Genomic DNA, 18,258 nt, shown 5'->3' with positions numbered 1-18,258 from the left:
GTGGCCTGAAGCTGCCCCGCCTTTTTTGAATATCTCAGAACTTCAGGAGGCGGGAATGGCAGGACAAAGCGCGGCCACGATCGCAAAAACCGGGAACAATCCGTTCCTGCGGGCCGTTGCGGGCCTGTCTACACTTGCCGGCTGGTGCGCGGCTGCCATGATCATGGCAGCGGTTGCGATTACCTGCCAGATGATCGTGATCCGGTTTGTGCTGAACGGATCCACCGTCTGGCAGACCGAGGCGGTGATCTATCTGGTCATCTCGGCTACCCTGATCGGCCTACCCTATGTGCAGCGGCTGCGCGGCCATGTGAACGTCGATCTGATCCCGATTTCGTTGCCGCCGCGCGCGCGGTTTGGGCTGGCGGTTCTGACCTCACTCCTGTCGATCAGCATCATGGCGATAATGCTGTGGTACGGGTTCGAGTACTGGCATTTCGCCTGGGATCGCGGCTGGCGCTCGGACACCGTATGGGGCGTGCGCCTGTGGATCCCCTATCTGGCCATTCCCGTCGGGTTTGCGCTGTTTCTGCTGCAACTGATTGCTGACTTCGTGGCGCTTCTGACCGGCGCCGACAAACCCTTTGGCCTGGATCTCTGACCTATGGACCCACTTGTTCTTGGGGGCATTGTTGCCCTTTCCACCATCCTCGTGCTGTTTTCCGGCGTCTCGGTCGCCCTGGGGCTGCTGATCGTTTCGGCCGGTTTCCTGATGATCTTTGACGGGATGCGCAGCCTTGAGCTCATGCCGGAAATCCTGTTCGGGAAACTGGATAATTTCGCCCTGTTGTCGATCCCGATGTTCATCATCATGGGATCCTCTATCGCCTCGACCCGCGCCGGAGCGGATCTTTATGAGGCGCTGGAACGCTGGCTGACCCGCATTCCCGGCGGGCTGGTGATTTCAAACCTTGGCGCCTGCGCGCTGTTTGCTGCCATGTCGGGATCCTCGCCTGCCACCTGCGCTGCTATTGGCAAGATGGGCATCCCCGAGATGCGCAAACGCGGCTACCCGGATGGTGTGGCGGCAGGCTCCATCGCCGCCGGTGGCACGCTGGGTATCCTGATCCCGCCTTCGGTCACCATGATCGTCTATGGCATCGCCACCGAAACCTCGATCGGACGGCTGTTCCTTGCAGGGGTCATTCCCGGTTTCATGCTGGTAGGGCTATTCATGGCCTGGTCGCTTTACTCCACCTGGCGGTCCGGCAACACCCAGCGCCTCAGCTCGGGTCGCTACACCTGGGCCGAGCGGTTCGAGATCCTGCCCCGCGTGGTGCCGTTCCTGCTGATCATCCTTGGCGTTCTTTATGCCATGTATGGCGGCATCGCGACGCCTTCGGAAACCGCCGCCGTCGGAGCGCTGTTGTGTCTGCTGATTGCGATGGTGATCTACAAGCTGTGGAACCCGCGCGATTTGTGGGTGGTGCTGCGCGACAGCACCAAGGAATCGGTGATGATCCTCTTCATCATCGCCGCCGCCGGGGTATTCTCCTACATGCTCAGCTCGCTCTTCATCACCCAGTCGATTGCCGAATGGATCGGTACGCTGGATGTGAACCGCTGGGTGCTGATGGGGGCGGTCAACGTCTTCCTGCTGATCGCGGGCTTCTTCCTGCCGCCCGTCGCGGTGATCCTGATGGCCGCGCCAATCCTGTTGCCGATCATCACCACCGCAGGTTTCGATCCGATCTGGTTTGCCGTGGTGCTGACCATCAATATGGAGATCGGCCTGATCTCTCCGCCGGTGGGTCTGAACCTTTACGTCATCAACGGCATCGCGCCGGACATTTCGCTGAAGACCATCCTCACCGGCTCGCTGCCCTTCGTGGCCTGCATGGTGCTGGCCATCGTGCTTCTGTGCCTGTTCCCGGGTCTGGCGACCTGGCTGCCCAACCTCGTGATGGGAGGTGCAATGTGACCCTTCTCGCAGATCTTCTTTCCACCGTCTTTGAACGCCGCTACCGCTGGTCGGGCGCGGCGGGACAGGACAACCGGCCCATCGCCGAACTGGCCGAGGATCTGGTTGGATCAGCAGGCGAGACCTCTGAGCTGATGCTGGCGCGCGAGGTGATTTCGGGCTTTGAGCAACTGGAGGACGCGGACAAACTGGCGTTCTTCACCCATATCGCCACCAAGCTGAACATCGACCCCGAGGCGGTGCGCAGCGGGTTGGATGCCTATGAGCAAAGCCCGTCAAAGGCGACCTACCGTACCTTCATGGCTGCGGTCGAACCCAGGCGGCAAGAGTTGATCCGCCGCCTGAACCGGGTGCCGGGCGCCACCGGTGCGCTGGTGCGGATGCGCGCGGATCTGTTGCGCCTTGGCCGGGGCATTCCCGAACTTGAAGCACTGGATCAGGATTTCCGGCATCTCTTTGCCTCCTGGTTCAACCGAGGTTTTCTGGTGCTGCGCCCGATCAACTGGCAAAGCCCGGCGAACATTCTGGAGAAGATCATCGCCTACGAGGCCGTGCACGCCATTCACAGCTGGGACGATCTGCGCCGCAGGTTGCAACCGGCAGACCGGCGCTGTTTCGCCTTTTTCCATCCCGCGATGCCGGATGAGCCGCTGATCTTTGTCGAGGTGGCGCTGACCAAGGGCACACCGGGATCCATTCAGGCGCTTTTGGCCGAGGATCGCACCCCGATGACGGCGGACGAAGCTGATACGGCGGTTTTTTACTCGATCTCCAACTGCCAGTCGGGCCTGGCCAGTATTTCCTTTGGCAATTCGCTGATCAAACAGGTGGCTGCTGATCTGGCGGCTGAACTGGCAGGGCTCAAAACCTTTGTTACCCTCTCCCCCATTCCGGGGCTTGCGGGCTGGATCGAGCAGGAGGGTCTGGATTGGGCTCCCTCCGACCCGGACCGGATGAAATCGGACGCGGCCCATTATCTGCTTAACGCCAAGGGTCGCGGTGGCCTGCCCTTTGATCCCGTCGCACGGTTTCATCTGGGCAACGGCGCCATTGTCCATGCGGTGCACGCCGATGCGGATACCTCGGACAAGGGGCGTGCCCAGTCCGGCGGCGCGATGGTCAACTACCTGTATGACCTGAAGAAAGTTGCCCAGAACCACGAACAATTCGCCACCACCCAGAAGGTGGCCGCAACGGCAGAGGTGCGCGCCCTCGCCGCCGCATCAAAGCTGCAAAAAACAGAAGAAAGTTAGCCCATGGCAAATCCTCTTTATGACGGGCTGTTTGGTGCCCATGCCGGAAAATCCACCCCGTTTCTGTATTTGCCCGACGGGCAGGTGGTCAACCATCAGGCATTTCTTGAGATGGCCGCGCAGATCGCCCATGTCCTGACCGGCAAAGGGCTACAACCCGGCGACCGCGTTGCCGTTCAGGTGGAAAAATCCCCCGAGGCGCTGGCCCTATATGCGGCCTGTGCGCAGGCCGGTCTGGTGTTCCTGCCGCTCAACACAGCTTATACGGCGGATGAGCTGTCCTATTTCATCGAAAACAGCGGCGCCTCGGTCGTGGTCTGCGATGCCGGGAAGGAGGCGACCGTCGCCCCCATCACCAAACCTCTTGGCGCGGCGCTGGAAACCCTGAATGCAGATGGCTCTGGCACCCTGATGGACCAGGCGGCGGCGATGCCGACCTTCTATGACACGGTCGACCGGGATGGCGAGGATCTGGCGGCCTTCCTTTATACCTCTGGCACCACGGGGCGTTCCAAGGGGGCGATGCTGACGCAGAACAACCTGCTGTCAAACGCGGAAACGCTGGCGGCCGAGTGGCGGTTCACGGCGGATGATGTGCTGCTGCACGCGCTGCCGATCTTTCATACCCACGGGCTGTTTGTCGCCAGCAACGTGACGCTGCTGGCGGGTGGCGCGATGATCTTCCTCCCGAAATTCGACCTTGATGCGGTGATCGAGAACCTGCCGCGCGCGACCACGATGATGGGGGTGCCAACCTTCTATACCCGGCTTCTGGGAGATGCGCGGTTCACCGGAGATCTGACCCGGCATATGCGGCTGTTCGTGTCCGGTTCTGCGCCCTTGCTGGCGGAGACCCACGTGCAATTCGAAGAACGTACCGGCCACCGTATTCTTGAACGCTATGGCATGACTGAAACCAACATGAACACCTCCAACCCCTATGAAGGCGAGCGCCGCGCGGGCACCGTCGGCTTCCCGCTGCCGGGGGTGGAGCTGAAGATCACCGATCCGGCGTCGGGCGACACCCTGCCCGCAGGCGAGGTTGGCCAGATCGAGGTGCGCGGTCCCAACGTCTTCAAGGGCTACTGGCAGATGCCAGAGAAGACAGCAGCCGAATTGCGCAGCGATGGGTTCTTCATCACCGGGGATCTCGGGATGGTGGACGCGGATGGCTATGTCCATATCGTCGGCCGCAACAAGGACCTGATCATCTCGGGCGGATACAACATCTACCCCAAGGAAATCGAACTGGTGCTGGATGAACAGCCCGGCGTGCTGGAAAGCGCGGTGATCGGCGTACCGCACCCGGATTTCGGCGAAACCGTGCTGGGCGTTCTGGTCCCGGCGCCGGGCGAAACCCCCGACACGGATGCGATCATGGACGCGGTGCGTGACGTTCTGGCCCGGTTCAAACACCCGCGCAAACTGGTGGTGCTGGATGAGTTGCCCCGAAATACCATGGGCAAGGTGCAGAAAAACATCCTGAGAGAGCAGTACCAGGACGCCTTCAAGGCTTCCTGACGCCACGGAAGATGGCCCGGATATGCGCCCCAATCTTGCGGGGTTGTCGGGCAGAATCAGATCTTCTGCAACGCACCCCGGCCGCCCCAACGGCGCCGGGGTGTTGTTCTTTTTGACGATCTCAGATGGCACTTTTCAACAGAAAATAACGGCTCCCGGGCCTGCTCACGACATCGTCAGCCCTGCCTCAGCCGCGGATTTTGGTACATAAAATTCTAAAAACTTCAATCATATACCGCCGCCGCAAGGCCGGTTGGCAGTGAAAGATTATTAATTGGGCAGACTATGTCTGCCTTGACGAAATGTTCACCTGAACGCAAAGTGAATTCATATGAGCGTTACAAAGACAGAATAATGCGCCTCATGTGAGTGATTGAACTCATACGGAATCAATAACGGGGAATCGCTGCGGACAGGACTGATCTGCCGTGGCCTCAGGAGATGAACATGAAACTCAAATCCATTCTTTCGGCGACCACTGCATTTGCCATGGTCGGCACCACCGCATTCGCCGAGAAGGCCGAAGTGCAGTTCTGGCACGCCATGGGCGGTCAGCTGGGCGAAATCGTCGACAAATTCGCATCCGAATACAACGCCGGTTCGGACAGCTGCCACATCAACGCTGTCTACAAAGGCAACTACACCGAGAACATGACCGCCGCCATCGCCGCCTTCCGCGCCGGTGAGCAGCCGCACGTTGTGCAGGTCTTCGAAGTTGGCACCGCCACCATGATGGCCGCCGGTGACAAGGGCGCGATCTACCCGGTCTACAAGCTGATGGAAGACGCAGGCGTCGATTTTGATCCCTCTGCCTACCTGCCTGCCGTGATCTCCTACTACACCGACACCGACAACAACCTGCTGTCGCTGCCGTTTAACTCCTCTACCCCGGTTCTGTGGTACAACAAGACCGCGCTGGACGCTGCCGGTGTTGACGTTCCCACCACCTGGGACGAAGTCGAAGAAGCCGCCCGCGCCCTGAAGGCAAACGGCGTTGAAAAGCCCTTCTCCTTTGGCTGGCAGTCCTGGTCGAACATCGAAAACTACTCGGCATGGCACAACCTGCCCATGGGCACCGAGGAAAACGGCTTTGCCTCGTTGAAAACCGAGTTCAGCTTCAACAACGACGCGGTTGTGAACCACATCCAGCGTATCGCCGACATGGGCAAAGAAGGCCTGTTCGCATACGGCGGCCGTCGCGGTGACAGCCGTGGTCAGTTCGTGAACGGCGAAACCGCGCTGTGGATCAACTCCTCGGCCTATTACGGTGGCTTCAAGAAAGACATCACCGATTTCGAATTCGGCCAGACCATGCTGCCGGTTGACACCGCAGTGGCGGACAAGCCGCAGAACTCGATCATCGGCGGTGCGACCCTGTGGGTTCTGAACGGTCACGAGCAGGCGGAATACAGCTGTGTCGCCGACTTCTTCCAGTTCGTTTCTGCCCCCGAGCAGCAGGCCTACTGGCACCAGAACACCGGTTATGTTCCGATCACCACCGCGGCCTACGATCTGTCCAAGGAACAGGGTTTCTATGAATCCGATCCGCTGACCGACACCGCGATCAAGCAGCTGTCCCTGAACGCACCGACACCGGCCTCCAAAGGCGTCCGTTTCGGTAACTTCGTGCAGGTGCGTGACATCATCAACGAAGAGCTGGAAGCCGTATGGGCAGGCGACAAAGACGCCAAGACCGCCCTGGACGAAGCTGTAGAGCGCGGCAATGCCCTGCTGCGCAAGTTTGAAAAAGCCAACAACTGATCATCCCCACATGTTGGCTATAGGGAGGTCCCTGGCGGGGCCTCCCCTTTTTGAAAAAGACCACCCCAAAGGTTCCTGCCCGTGCAAAAGCGTGTCGTCTTCCGCTCCCGGTTGCTGCCATACCTGCTGGTACTGCCGCAAATCGCGATCACCATCGCCTTCTTCTTCTGGCCCTCCTATCAGGCGCTTGAAAGTTCGTTCTTCATCGAAGACGCCTTTGGGTTTTCCCGTGAATGGGTCTGGCTGGACAACTATTACGAACTGTTCAGCGATCCCGGCTATCTGAAGTCCTTCCGCACGACCCTGCTGTTCGGTTTCTCGGTTGCCTTCCTCGCCATGGCCATCTCCCTGATCCTGGCGGTTGCCGCCAACCGGGTGATCAAGGCCGCGACCGGATACCGGACCCTGCTGATCTGGCCCTATGCCGTCGCCCCTGCCCTTGCCGGTGTGATCTGGTACTTCCTGATGAACCCTTCGCTTGGCATCGTTGCCTACTGGCTGAAGGGGATCGGGATCGAATGGAACCACTATGTGAACGGCGATCAGGCCCTGTTGCTCGTCGTGGTGGCCGCCGCCTGGAAACAGGTCAGCTACAACTTCCTGTTCTTCCTTGCGGGTTTGCAGAGCATTCCCAAATCCCTGATCGAGGCAGCCGCCATCGACCGGGCCGGGCCGGTACGCCGCTTCTGGTCGATCACCTTCCCGCTTTTGACGCCCACCACCTTCTTCCTGCTGGTCGTCAACCTCGTCTATGCCTTCTTTGACACCTTCGCCCTGATCCACGCCACCACCGAAGGTGGCCCCGCAGACGCCACCTCGATCCTGGTGTTCCGCGTCTACAACACCGGCTTCATTGGTCAGGACTACGGCTCCTCGGCTGCTCAGTCGGTGATCCTGATGGGCATGGTGATCCTGATGACCTTCATCCAATTCCGTTACGTCGAGCGCAAGGTGCAATACTGATGGTCGAAAATCGCCCCATTCTGACGTTCTTTACCCATGCTATCCTGATCGCCGGCGTCCTGTTCCTGTGCTTTCCTGTCTGGATGGCGCTGGTCGCCTCGACCCACGGTCCCGGCGCACTGTCGCAATCGCCGATCCCGCTGTGGTTCGGGGATCAGGCCTGGGAAAATTATTCCCAGCTCCTGGCCGGTGGCCTGCCCGAGGCGGGCGGTGTGCCGATCGGCATGATGATGTTCAACAGCCTGATCATGGCGCTGGTCATCACCTTCGGTAAGATCTTCATCTCGATCCTGTCGGCCTATGCCATCGTCTATTTCCGCTTCCCCTTCCGCATGGGCTTTTTCTGGATGATCTTCGTCACCCTGATGCTGCCGGTCGAAGTGCGGATCCTGCCCACATTCGATGTGGTGGTGAAGATGGGTCTTCTGAACACCTATGCAGGTCTGACCGTCCCGCTGATTGCATCGGCCACGGCCACCTTCCTGTTCCGCCAGTTCTTCCTGACCATCCCGGATGAGCTGGTCGAGGCCGCCCGCATCGACCGCGCAGGTCCGGTCCGTTTCTTCAAGGATATCCTGCTGCCGCTGTCGCGCACCAATATCGCGGCGCTGTTCATCATCCTCTTCATCTACGGCTGGAACCAGTATCTCTGGCCGCTTCTGATCACCACCGACGAAAGCCTCTACACCGTCGTCATGGGCATCCAGCGCATGGTCAACTCGGGCGAGTCGCTGCCGGTCTGGCACTACATCATGGGCACCGCCGTCCTTGCCATGATCCCTCCGGTTCTGGTCGTCGTTCTAATGCAAAAGCTCTTTGTCAAAGGGCTGGTCGAAAGCGAGAAATAAATGGCTACTCTCAACATCAAATCCCTGGGCAAGACCTATCCCGGCGGCGTCACCGCCGTGTCCGATGTGAATGCGGATATTGCCGACGGAGAGTTCATCGTGCTGGTCGGACCCTCGGGCTGCGGCAAATCCACCATCCTGCGGATGATTGCCGGCCTGGAAAGCATCACCGCCGGTGATCTGAGCATCGGTGAGCGCCGTGTGAACGATCTGGAACCGGGTGAGCGTGACATCGCGATGGTGTTCCAGAACTACGCGCTTTATCCGCATATGTCGGTACGCGGCAACATGGAGTACGGCCTCAAGAACGAAGGCCTGCCGAAGGACCAGATCGCCGAGCGCATCGCCGAGGCCGCCCGCACCCTGCGGCTTGAGGAATATCTCGACCGCAAACCGGCGCAGCTCTCGGGAGGTCAGCGCCAGCGGGTCGCCATGGGCCGCGCCATCGTGCGCGATCCCAAGGTGTTCCTGTTCGACGAACCGCTGTCGAACCTCGATGCCAAGCTGCGCACCCAGCTGCGCGCCGAGCTGAAGGCCCTGCACCAGCGCCTTGGCGCCACCTTCATCTACGTGACCCACGATCAGGTCGAAGCCATGAGCCTTGCGGACCGGATCATCATCATGAACGCGGGCAAGGTAGAGCAGATCGGCACGCCGATGGATCTCTACCTGCGTCCTGCCAGCCGGTTTGTTGCCGATTTCATCGGCAGCCCCGCGATGAACGTGGTCGAAGGCACCGTCACCGAGGATCGCCGCAGCCTGCTGGTTGATGGCAGCCGCGACATCCGCTTTGCCGATGAGATCCCCACAATGGCAGGCGCCAAGATCGCCATGGGCATTCGCCCCGAGCATCTGTCGCCTGATGCCTCGGGCGCAGCGCAGTTCCATCTAGAAGTCGATTTCGTCGAACAGCTGGGCGCCGACACGGTGGTCCACGGCAAGGTCTCCGGCACCTCGGTCCCGCTGGCCGTGCGCCTGCCCGGCGTGCAGCAGCATGACAGCGGCGAGACGCTGGAACTGGGCTGCGGCGCCGATCAGCTGCACCTGTTCGATCTGGCCTCTGGCAAACGACTGGCCTGAGGACGGATCATGCAGTTGCCCAAGATATTCGGACATCGCGGCGCACCAGATGTTCTCCCCGAGAACTCTCTGGACGGGTTCGCGCATACCATCGCCTCCGGCGCGGATGGGATCGAGCTGGATGTGCTGTTGACCAGCGACGGCGTGCCCGTCGTCACCCACAATCACCGTCTTCTGGCCGACACCACCCGCGACAGCGCGGGTGTGTTCCTGTCAGAGGAAGGCCCGGCCATCGGCGCGCTGACCTATGAGGAACTCTGCGCCTTTGACGTGGGCGGTATTCGTCCGGGTTCGGAGTACGCAAAGAAGCATCCGCAGCAGCAGGACCTGCCCGGCGCCCGCGTGCCGCGCCTGTCCGAGGTGCTGGATCTGGTGGCCAAGGCCGACCGTCCCGTCGATGTTCTGGTCGAGCTGAAGCACGACCCCGAAGACGCCGCAGAACCCGCGCCCAAGGATTTCGTGCGCGCTGCGGTCGATGTCATCACCGCCACGGGAACCCAGGATTACTGCCTGATCCATGCGTTTGACTGGCAGATCCTGTCGGCGGCTAAACGCGTAGCACCGCAGTTCCGCCGCTCGCACCTGTCGATGAGCCGCGAAATCCACGCCTCAGGCAACCTCTACGACGGCTCGCCCTGGCTGGACGGCGCCCCTGCCGATCCAGAGGCGATGCTGCGCCATCTTGCCGACACCGGCGCAACCGTCTGGAGCCCGCTGTTCTGGGAATTGACGCCCGCCCATCGGGAGCTAGCCCGGAGCCTTGGCCTGCAGGTCATGGTCTGGACCATGCGCGGCGAAGAGGCGATCCGCAAAGGTCTGTTGGCGGATGTGGACGGGGTGATAACCGATGATCCCGCGCTGGCTGTGCGGCTGCGCGACGAACTCCTTGCAGCAGAGGCCACGACAGCATGACCCCCGAAGCCGCCTTTGCCAGATACGAGGAAATCCGCGCCCATCTGCCCGTCAGCAATCACAAGGGAAAGGCGCGGCCGGTATCGGGCATTGACCAGGTGATGGATCAGACCGATGCCTTCGTCTTTGACGCCTATGGGGTGCTCAACGTTGGCGACAGCCCAATCCCCGGCGCGCACGAACGCGTGCAGCAGCTGCGCGATGCGGGCAAGGCGCTCTTGGTTCTGACCAATGCAGCCAGCTTTACCCGTGCCCAGACCGAAGAGAAATTCGCCCGCCTCGGCTTTGACTTTGCCGCGGAAGAGATCATCTCAAGCCGCGAGGTCTGCGAGACCTGCCTGACCGACATCGCCCCGGACGGCACCTGGGGCGTGATGGCGCCAGCCGGGTTTGAAGCTTCCGAACTGCCGGTGGCCGCCGTGGCGCTGGGGAATTCACCCGACACATACGAAGCCGCAGATGCCTTCCTGCTGCTCAGCACCTCGGACTGGACCGGGGCGCAACAGGGCATGCTGCACGACAGCCTGGCGCGCAATCCCCGCCCACTTGTGGTGGCAAACCCGGATCTGGTCGCCCCGCGCGAAACCGGGCTGACACTGGAGCCGGGGTTCTACGCCGTCGCCCTGCGCGATCAGCTGGGCATTTCGCCGGTATTTCATGGCAAGCCTTTCCCGTCGGTCTATGCCGCAGCGCAGGCCCGGCTTGGTGACATAGCGCCGCAGAGGATCACCATGGTTGGCGACACCCTGCACACCGATGTGTTAGGGGCGCAGGCGCAGGGCTGGAACACCGCCCTGATCACAGCGCACGGGCTGTTCGCCGGTCACGATGTCACCGGCTACATCGAGCGCAGCGGAATTGTCCCGGACTGGATCGCGCCGTCGATCTGATCCAACAGTGGAAGACCTCGGACGGCGGCAACAGGAACGGAAGCCCGGATGAGCGACCTCAACGACCGTCAACGTCAGATCATGGAACAGCTGCGCGCTTCGGGGCAGCAATCCATCAATGAGCTGGCTGCTGAATTCGGTGTCGCCACCCAGACCATCCGCCGCGATATCAACGATCTGTGCGATCAGGGGCTGGCACGGCGGGTGCATGGCGGCGTGGCGCCGCCGTCCAATCCGCTGAACCTCAACTTTCACGCCCGTGCCACGCTGAACGAGGACCGCAAACGCGCCATCGCCAATGCCGCAGCGGCGCTGATCCCCGAAGGCTCGACCGTTCTTCTGGGCATCGGCACAACGGTGCAATACGTCGCCGAGGCGCTGACCCAGACCCCCGACATCACCATCGTCACCAACAATCTGGAAGTTGCCCGGCTGATGTGCAACGCGCCCTCCTGCGATGTGCATGTGGTGGCCGGGCAGCTGCGCCCCGAGGACCGAGATCTGGTAGGAGCGCAGGCGTTGGAAGGCTACCGGAAGTTCGTCGCAGATTTCGGTGTGATCGGTGCCGGGGCGCTGGATCCCGAATACGGTATCCTCGATTTCAAACACTTCGACGCCGAGGTTAGCAACGCGATCCGCGCCAGCGCGCGGCGGATGCTGCTGGTGGCCGACCATACGAAATGGAGCCGCTCTGCCGCCCACCGCGTTGCGGGGTTCGATGCGATGGATCATTTCATCACCGACCGCCTGCCCGAGAACGTCGATTGGTCCGGCCCGCCCGTGACGCTGGCCAGCGGGACGGGTCACAGCCGCCCAAGCTGACCAAAACGGACAACGACAAGCCTGAGAGGCATCCCGGCGAACATGCAGGGCCGTTTTACCGGGAGCACAGGCTTCAGAACGGGTTCAGAGCATCGGGCCAGCGCCGGGGATGTTCGGTAATCAACAGCAGCACGTCCGCCCCCGTCAGCGTCTTGCGCGCATCCTCGATCATGCGCAGGTTCAGCTTGTCGATGTCTGATGCTGACATGGGACGGCGAGGATCGTAGTAGACAGTCACCAGGAACGTACGGCCAAGTTTGGTCACCGACATGTCCTGCAATTCGCCGCCATCCTCGGCGATCGCGGACCGCAGGCTGCGCCGGGCGGTTGCGACATACTCCGGCCGCGCGCTCGCGCCGGCCAATTCGCCCAGCCCACCCCGGAATTCACGCACATAGGAACCGATGGCCAGCAGACAGAGCAAGAGTACAATCACTGAATCTCCAACCGGCGCAACCGGTGCCAGCGGGCCATCCCGGAACATATAGATGGCGCCCAGACCGGCGCCCGCAGCAGCCGTGATCAGCCCGTCAAACATCGCGGCCTTTGCCTCAAGCCGCAGGATCGCGCTGCGCTTCCCCGTTCGACGCCAGGTAAAATGATGGAAGCCCCACAGGATCGCGCAGACCAGCCCGATCCCTGCAAAGTAGATGATCATGGGAGCAAAATTCAGCGGCTCAGGCGTCATGCCACTGAGGTAGTTGTAAACGTTCTTGATCGCATTCGTGATGGCGAACAGGACCAGTCCCAGAAGGGACAGCGACCGGAAGGTGGAGAAGATCGCCTCGTCCGCAGCATAGCCATAGGGGCGCGCCTTGTCGGGGCCTGCATCAATGCGGCGGCTGATCCGCCGTCCAAGAAGCGCGGAACCGAATCCGATAAGGGAGAACAGACCGTCCATCATGATCGCGTTGGAGTTCGATAGCACACCCGCCACCAACCCTGCTGCGGCCATGAACAGGTTGCCCCACATGGCCACGCCCAGCGAACGGCTTTCAAGGCGCTTTGTGTTGTCGCCGTTCTGCGTAGCCATATCGCGCTTTCCCAGTGTGACACCCGTTTCGCTGCATCCCTATCCTGCCATCAAATGTCTGCCAACACCCGCAAGGCATGCCTGCCTTCCGCACAACCATAGAAAAAGGCGGCCCCTTAGAGCCGCCTTTTCATTTTCGCTTCAGACCAAGGTCAGTCGCCACTGCCCTCGCCGCTCAGCGTGCTCGGAGCAAAGACATTGCCAAAGCCGGAGTTGTTGCTGTCGTCCGCCGCGGGCGCCTTGCTTTCTTCCTCCTCGGTCTCGCCATCCCCGGTCAGGGTGTTGGGGCTGAAGACCCCGCCAAAGCCGGAGTTGTTGCCAGAGGGCGCTGCCTGAGGTTTCGGCGCGGTTTCGGCCTCTTCCGCCGCCTTGCGGGCCGCTTCTTCGGCGCGGCGCTGGCGCAGTTCCTGGATGCGCAGTTCGGTCTCAATGCGCTTTTGCTCCTGCACATCGGCAATACATTGCGCGGGGCTGTAGACCGTGGCGGTGCCGACAACGACAACCGTAGCGCAGGCCAGAACCACCAGGACCACCGCCGCCCAGTTCGAGCTGAGGAAGCCCGGAACGCGGAACTTGCCGCTTTCCAGCTCTTCCACCGTAGCATCCTTGCGGGCCGTGGCCACCAGTTCCTTGCGGCGGATGTTCGCCTCGTTGAACAGCGCGGCAAAGACGGTCAGCACCACGATGATAAAGGCCAGGGCCGAGATCGCAGGCGTAATGCCATAGCGCACCTTCTGGGCCAGTTCGATGGTCAGCGTCGGATATTCGCCAAAGGTGAAGGTGGTGGTGTTGTAGTTCTCGAAACTGGCGAGAAAGGCCAGAACCGCAGCCGAGGCAATCGCCGGTTTCATGAACGGGAGCAGCACCTTGCGGAACGCCTGCGCATGGGTGGCGCCAAGGTCCAGCGCCGCCTCTGTCAGGGCCGTGTCATAGCGTTGCAGCCGCGCCACCAGCACCAGCATGCAATAGCTGGCGATAAAGGTGGACTGACCGATCACCGTCAGGAACAGCCCGTTTGACAGGAAGCTGTCGGCGCCAAGACCCACCATGCGGTTGATGCGGTCCCAGAACACCAGCGTCGAAATACCGATGACAACGCCAGGGATCAGGATCGGCGCGATGATGATGGTGTAGTATGTGGCGCGCAGCTTGGGCCAGATCTGGGTCAGCATCAGTGCCCCGGCGAGCCCCATCGCCACCGACAGTACCACCGTGCCCGCCCCCACCAGGATCGAGTTCTTGATCCCGTTGAGGATACGCTCGTCCTGAAACAGGGCCGAGAACCATTCGAAGGTCAGGCATTCCCAGGGCGTGGCCCGCGGGAATTCGGGGCTGTTGAAGGCGGTGACCGACATGATCACCAAGGGGCCCAGCAGATAGGCAAAGAAGATCGCCAGATAGATCCAGAGGCTGGCGCGGATCAGGGAGAAGGACTTCATTTGCCGATATCCCCCATGTTGACCTTGAACAGGCGCATGATCGCCAACACCAGCAGGATACAGGTCACCAGCAGCACCACCGCATAGGCCGCGCCCTGTGGCCAGTCACTGTTGTCATTGAACTGCTGATAAATCAGCTGCGTGAACCAGAGCGACGATGGGCCACCCAGGATTTGCGGCGCCGCAAGCGCCCCGGCCGACAGCATGAAGACCATGGTACAGCCCGAGGAAATGCCCGGTTTGGCATAGGGGATGACCACGCGGCGATGGATCATCGGCCAGCTGGCCCCCATGTCCCGCGCTGCCTCGATCTGGTTGCGGTCAAGGCTTTCGATCACGTTGTAGATCGGGAAGATCATCAACAGGATGTAGGCATAACCAAGCCCCGCATAGAGCGCGATATCGTTGCGGATGAAATCAAAGGGCGTGTCGAAAATTCCAAGGCCCACCAAAGCGTTGTTCAGAACCCCGGTTTCGCCAAAGATGATGCGCAGGGCAAAGGCGCGCAGGATCTCATTGATCCAGTAGGGAATGATCAGCATCAGCGCAAAGATGCGGATGTGATTACCCTTGGTCTGCGCCAGATAATAGGCAATCGGATAGCACAGGATCAGGTTGAACAGGGTCACGAATACGGCTGCGATCAGGGTCCGGTAGAACACCCGCAGATCGACGGCGTTATAGTCCTGACTGCCGCCCTCGGGGCCGTAGATCAGGTATTTGTAGTTTTCGACAGTATAGACATCCTTAGGTCCGCCGATTTCCGGCGGTGGCAGGTTGGGCCGGAACGAGAAGTCGAGCATCGACAGCTGCGGCAGGATGATGAGGCCCACGGTCCAGAACAGGACCAGACCCAGCATCAAAGACCCCATGCCGACGCCGTTGCGGTTGAAGAATTCCCTCAGAAAACGAGGCATCACGATCGCCTCCTATTCCGTGGCCAGTTCGCCAGCAGGCAAAGCCACGGCGTTCTGGACATCATATTGCAGGGTCATTGCCTCGCCCTTATGGCTGTCAAAGGACTGGCCAAGGTTGGGCAGCGACACCTTCAACTCCTTGCCGCCGTCGCCTTCCATGAAGATGTTGAAGACGTTGCCTTCGAATTCCTCGTTGGTGACGGTGGCGGTAACAAAGTGATCACCAGAGGCGCCCGCAGGCGCGAGGGCAAAGGCTTCGGGGCGGATGAACAGCATGGCATCGTCACCCGGCTGCATCTTGCCGTGATTGGCGGTGGAGATGCGGGCCAGCAGATCGCCGGAGCGGTTGGTGCTGATCAGGGCCGTCTCGCCCGAGACCTGTTTCACCTTGCCGCGAAAGACGTTGTTTTCCCCGACAAAGGAGGCGGCAAAGGCAGTGGCGGGGTCGTTGTAAACCGATTTCCCATCGCCGATCTGGTCGATGACGCCAGCGCGCATCACCGCGATATTGTCGGACATGGTCAGGGCCTCGCCCTGATCGTGGGTGATATAGATGAAGGTGATGCCGACCCGCTTCTGGATCTCGCGCAGCTCGGTGCGCATGTGCTGGCGCAGTTTCAGGTCCAGCGCCGACAGCGGCTCATCGAGCAACAGAACGTCCGGCTCGGCGCACAGGGCGCGGGCAATGGCAACCCGCTGGCGCTGGCCGCCGGACAGTTCCGAGGGCAGCTTATCCCCCTGCCCCGGCAGTGCGATCATGTCCAATAGCTCGTCGGCGCGCTTGCGACGCTCGCGGGCGGAGGCGCCCTTGATCTCCATGGAGAAGGTGATGTTTTCCCAGACCTTCATCAGCGGAAACAGCGCCAGATTCTGAAAGATCAGCGCGGTGGGGCGTTTGTTGGGGCCGATCCCCTTCATGTCCTTGCCACCGATCAGCACCCGGCCATCACTGGGCTCCAAGAAGCCCGAAACCGCCCGCAGAATGGTGGTCTTGCCGCATCCCGACGGCCCGAGGAAGGAGAAGAAATCGCCCCCGTTGATGTTCACATTCGCGTCGCGGACCGCGACGAAATCCCCAAATCGGATCCAGAGGTTCTCAAGATCTACACCGACCCCAGCACTCATATGGCCTCTCCTCAGATTGCACCCCTCCGGTCCGGTGGCAGACCACCGGTCGGCGCAGGATGCACCCGTTCAATTGTCATTGCGTCTTGCGCCATCTGGCGCGCGGCTGGCCCCCCGGATGCACCGGAAGGCCAGTTTTATCAGGCGCGGATCAGGCGCTCTTGAACTTGTTGACGAACTCGGTGCGCACGTCGGCGTACCAGGGCGCCTCGGCCGGCCAGGGGTTGAGATTGGCCAGACTGTCGCCGGGATAGGCTTCGGCGAAGTTCTTCTTGTAGGTGTCGCCCGAGTAGGCATCAGCGCCCAGAACCGGCGAGTTGTAGCCGTGGCTGTCGATGGCCACGCCCGCGGGTTCCTTGCGATAGGCGAACTCGATGAAGGCATAGATCTGTTCGATGTTCTGCGCGCCCACCGGCATCGACATACCGTCGACCCAGGCCATCGCACCTTCGACCGGCGCCTGATAGTGCACCGGCTCGCCAGCGGATTTCAGCGCCAGCGGCGGGCCGTCCCAGGTCTGACCAACCACAACGCCTTCGTTCAGAAGACCGTTCTTCTGGGTGTCTGCATCGTTCCAGATCAGCTTGATCCGGTCCTTGCGCGCCACACACCAGTCGGTGATCTGGCCCCAGACCTTGCGCATGGTCTCTTCGTTTTCATAGGCGGCCCAGACAGAACCCGGCTCCATCTCGCCCGAAGCTTCCATGTACAGACCGGCGCCCAGCATCATCGAATGCGCGCGGCCCATGGTCTTGCCGGCGTTCTCTTCGCTCCAGACATCGCCATAAGAGGGCGCATCGCCCGCAGGCAGCCATTTGTCGGTACGGTAGGCAATGCCTTCGGTGCCCCAGATATGCGGCAGCCAGTGCGAGCCCTTGCCGCCAAAGTTCCAGGCGTCGGTGCCGATCTTGGCCATCGCCGGGTTCACCGCGTCGATGTTCACCTTGCTCATGTCAAAAGGTTGCAGCAGCTCCAGCGGGCCCCACTGCAGCGAGCGGTTGTTGGTGGGCGAGACGATGTCGAAGCCCTGCCCCTTGGTCGCCTTCATCTTGTTGATGATTTCCTCGTTCGAGCCGATACCGGTGTAATTCACCTTGATACCGGTTTCCGCCTCAAAGGCTTCGAGGAAGGAAGGCGGCAGATAATCCGACCACATCAGAATGTTGACTTCACCCGAAGAGGCCAGCGCGCTCTTGGAATAAAGCGGTGCGGCCAGCGCGGCTGCGCCTGCTGTCTTCAGCACGGAACGCCGGGTGACGGTGTGTTTTGCAGTCATTGTTTGGATACTCCCTATTGGATTATTGGTCGTGTTTTTATTTTCGTTGTCTCAAGTAACAAAAGCTTGCGGTTGGCCTGTCTCAGTCGACAGTGACAGTTTCAAAAACTGATAAGGCCAGAATGTCGCAGCGCGACGCCCAAATGGGTCCAGATTCGCCCCAAAGCCCCTGTTTATCTTGATCTTAATGCGCCGCATTGGAAATGTGGCCGCTAACACTTTGCGCGCCGCCCGGCGTTGCGTCAACGCCCATGCCCGAAGATTGAGCAGTCGGCGCGGCTTGATGCCCATCACAAAGACGTTCCGATCAGTGCAACGCCCCCCGCCATCAGAACAGCCGCTCCCAGACGGCGGATCCAGTTGCCCTCTTTCAGAGCCCGATTTGAAACTAATTGAGTGAGTTCAGGAGGTTGTGTTTCTGTTCGGGTACGACACTGAACGGAGACCACGATGGCCTGGACCGAACTCACCCGCAGCCAGCATGCCCGTGAGGGCGA

At 61.0% G+C, this 18,258-nt stretch carries 16 protein-coding genes; 11 read left to right on the top strand and 5 right to left on the bottom strand.

Going from position 1 to position 18,258, the window contains the following annotated elements; translation table 11 throughout:
* The first annotated feature begins 55 nt into the window (after nt 1-55).
* The 11 genes from AAFO90_RS17565 (at nt 56) to AAFO90_RS17515 (ending at nt 11,971) form a co-directional block, all read left to right on the top strand.
* The gene (locus tag AAFO90_RS17565) at nt 56-601 is read left to right on the top strand and encodes a TRAP transporter small permease (RefSeq protein ID WP_065271587.1); all 546 of its coding nucleotides are present in this window, start codon (nt 56-58) and stop codon (nt 599-601) included.
* Nucleotides 602-604: 3 nt separating this feature from the next.
* Entirely contained in the window at nt 605-1,921 is a 1,317-nt protein-coding gene (locus AAFO90_RS17560; protein ID WP_347510199.1) for a TRAP transporter large permease, read from the top strand.
* Nucleotides 1,918-3,174 (top strand): malonyl-CoA decarboxylase, encoded by a 1,257-nt coding sequence (locus AAFO90_RS17555; RefSeq protein ID WP_347510198.1) that lies wholly within the window; start codon nt 1,918-1,920, stop codon nt 3,172-3,174. Before AAFO90_RS17560 ends, AAFO90_RS17555 begins: the two co-directional genes overlap by 4 nt.
* A gap of 3 nt (nt 3,175-3,177) precedes the next feature.
* The gene (locus tag AAFO90_RS17550) at nt 3,178-4,695 is read left to right on the top strand and encodes a malonyl-CoA synthase (RefSeq protein ID WP_347510197.1); all 1,518 of its coding nucleotides are present in this window, start codon (nt 3,178-3,180) and stop codon (nt 4,693-4,695) included.
* A gap of 447 nt (nt 4,696-5,142) precedes the next feature.
* Nucleotides 5,143-6,456, top strand: a complete 1,314-nt coding sequence (gene ugpB, locus AAFO90_RS17545; RefSeq protein WP_347510196.1) for a sn-glycerol-3-phosphate ABC transporter substrate-binding protein UgpB — start codon at nt 5,143-5,145, stop codon at nt 6,454-6,456.
* A gap of 81 nt (nt 6,457-6,537) precedes the next feature.
* Nucleotides 6,538-7,419 (top strand): sn-glycerol-3-phosphate ABC transporter permease UgpA, encoded by an 882-nt coding sequence (ugpA, locus tag AAFO90_RS17540; RefSeq protein WP_065271591.1) that lies wholly within the window; start codon nt 6,538-6,540, stop codon nt 7,417-7,419.
* Nucleotides 7,419-8,267 carry a sn-glycerol-3-phosphate ABC transporter permease UgpE gene (gene ugpE, locus AAFO90_RS17535; protein WP_347510194.1) on the top strand — a complete coding sequence of 283 codons (849 nt, stop codon included), beginning with the start codon at nt 7,419-7,421 and terminating at the stop codon, nt 8,265-8,267. Before ugpA ends, ugpE begins: the two co-directional genes overlap by 1 nt.
* Complete coding sequence (locus AAFO90_RS17530; RefSeq protein ID WP_347510193.1) at nt 8,268-9,347, top strand: sn-glycerol-3-phosphate import ATP-binding protein UgpC; 1,080 nt, start codon at nt 8,268-8,270, stop codon at nt 9,345-9,347. It begins immediately after the preceding gene.
* A gap of 9 nt (nt 9,348-9,356) precedes the next feature.
* Entirely contained in the window at nt 9,357-10,259 is a 903-nt protein-coding gene (locus AAFO90_RS17525; RefSeq protein WP_347510192.1) for a glycerophosphodiester phosphodiesterase family protein, read from the top strand.
* Nucleotides 10,256-11,149, top strand: coding sequence for an HAD-IIA family hydrolase (locus tag AAFO90_RS17520; RefSeq protein WP_347510191.1), 894 nt, complete (start codon nt 10,256-10,258; stop codon nt 11,147-11,149). Before AAFO90_RS17525 ends, AAFO90_RS17520 begins: the two co-directional genes overlap by 4 nt.
* Nucleotides 11,150-11,197: 48 nt before the next feature.
* Nucleotides 11,198-11,971 (top strand): DeoR/GlpR family DNA-binding transcription regulator, encoded by a 774-nt coding sequence (locus tag AAFO90_RS17515; RefSeq protein WP_274868414.1) that lies wholly within the window; start codon nt 11,198-11,200, stop codon nt 11,969-11,971.
* 73 nt (nt 11,972-12,044) lie between these two features.
* Here the strand turns inward: AAFO90_RS17515 and AAFO90_RS17510 are convergent, their stop codons facing one another.
* The 5 genes from AAFO90_RS17510 to AAFO90_RS17490 form a co-directional block, all read right to left on the bottom strand.
* The gene (locus tag AAFO90_RS17510) at nt 12,045-13,004 is read right to left on the bottom strand and encodes a cation transporter (protein WP_347510190.1); all 960 of its coding nucleotides are present in this window, start codon (nt 13,002-13,004) and stop codon (nt 12,045-12,047) included.
* 152 nt (nt 13,005-13,156) lie between these two features.
* Nucleotides 13,157-14,443, bottom strand: coding sequence for an ABC transporter permease (locus tag AAFO90_RS17505; RefSeq protein WP_347510189.1), 1,287 nt, complete (start codon nt 14,441-14,443; stop codon nt 13,157-13,159).
* The gene (locus tag AAFO90_RS17500; RefSeq protein WP_065271599.1) at nt 14,440-15,360 is read right to left on the bottom strand and encodes an ABC transporter permease; all 921 of its coding nucleotides are present in this window, start codon (nt 15,358-15,360) and stop codon (nt 14,440-14,442) included. The genes AAFO90_RS17505 and AAFO90_RS17500 overlap by 4 nt, the downstream gene beginning before the upstream one ends.
* Before the next feature lie 12 nt (nt 15,361-15,372).
* On the bottom strand, nt 15,373-16,485 hold the full coding sequence (locus AAFO90_RS17495; RefSeq protein ID WP_065271600.1) for an ABC transporter ATP-binding protein: 1,113 nt from the start codon (nt 16,483-16,485) through the stop codon (nt 15,373-15,375).
* A 151-nt stretch (nt 16,486-16,636) separates the two neighbouring features.
* On the bottom strand, nt 16,637-17,761 hold the full coding sequence (locus tag AAFO90_RS17490; protein WP_347510188.1) for an extracellular solute-binding protein: 1,125 nt from the start codon (nt 17,759-17,761) through the stop codon (nt 16,637-16,639).
* Nucleotides 17,762-18,258: the final 497 nt, after the last annotated feature.

This window comes from Phaeobacter sp. CAU 1743, from assembly GCF_039839315.1.
Classification (GTDB): domain Bacteria; phylum Pseudomonadota; class Alphaproteobacteria; order Rhodobacterales; family Rhodobacteraceae; genus Phycobacter; species Phycobacter gallaeciensis_A.
Note: the sequence above shows the minus strand (reverse complement) of the source record. Positions and strands in the feature narration are given on the sequence as shown.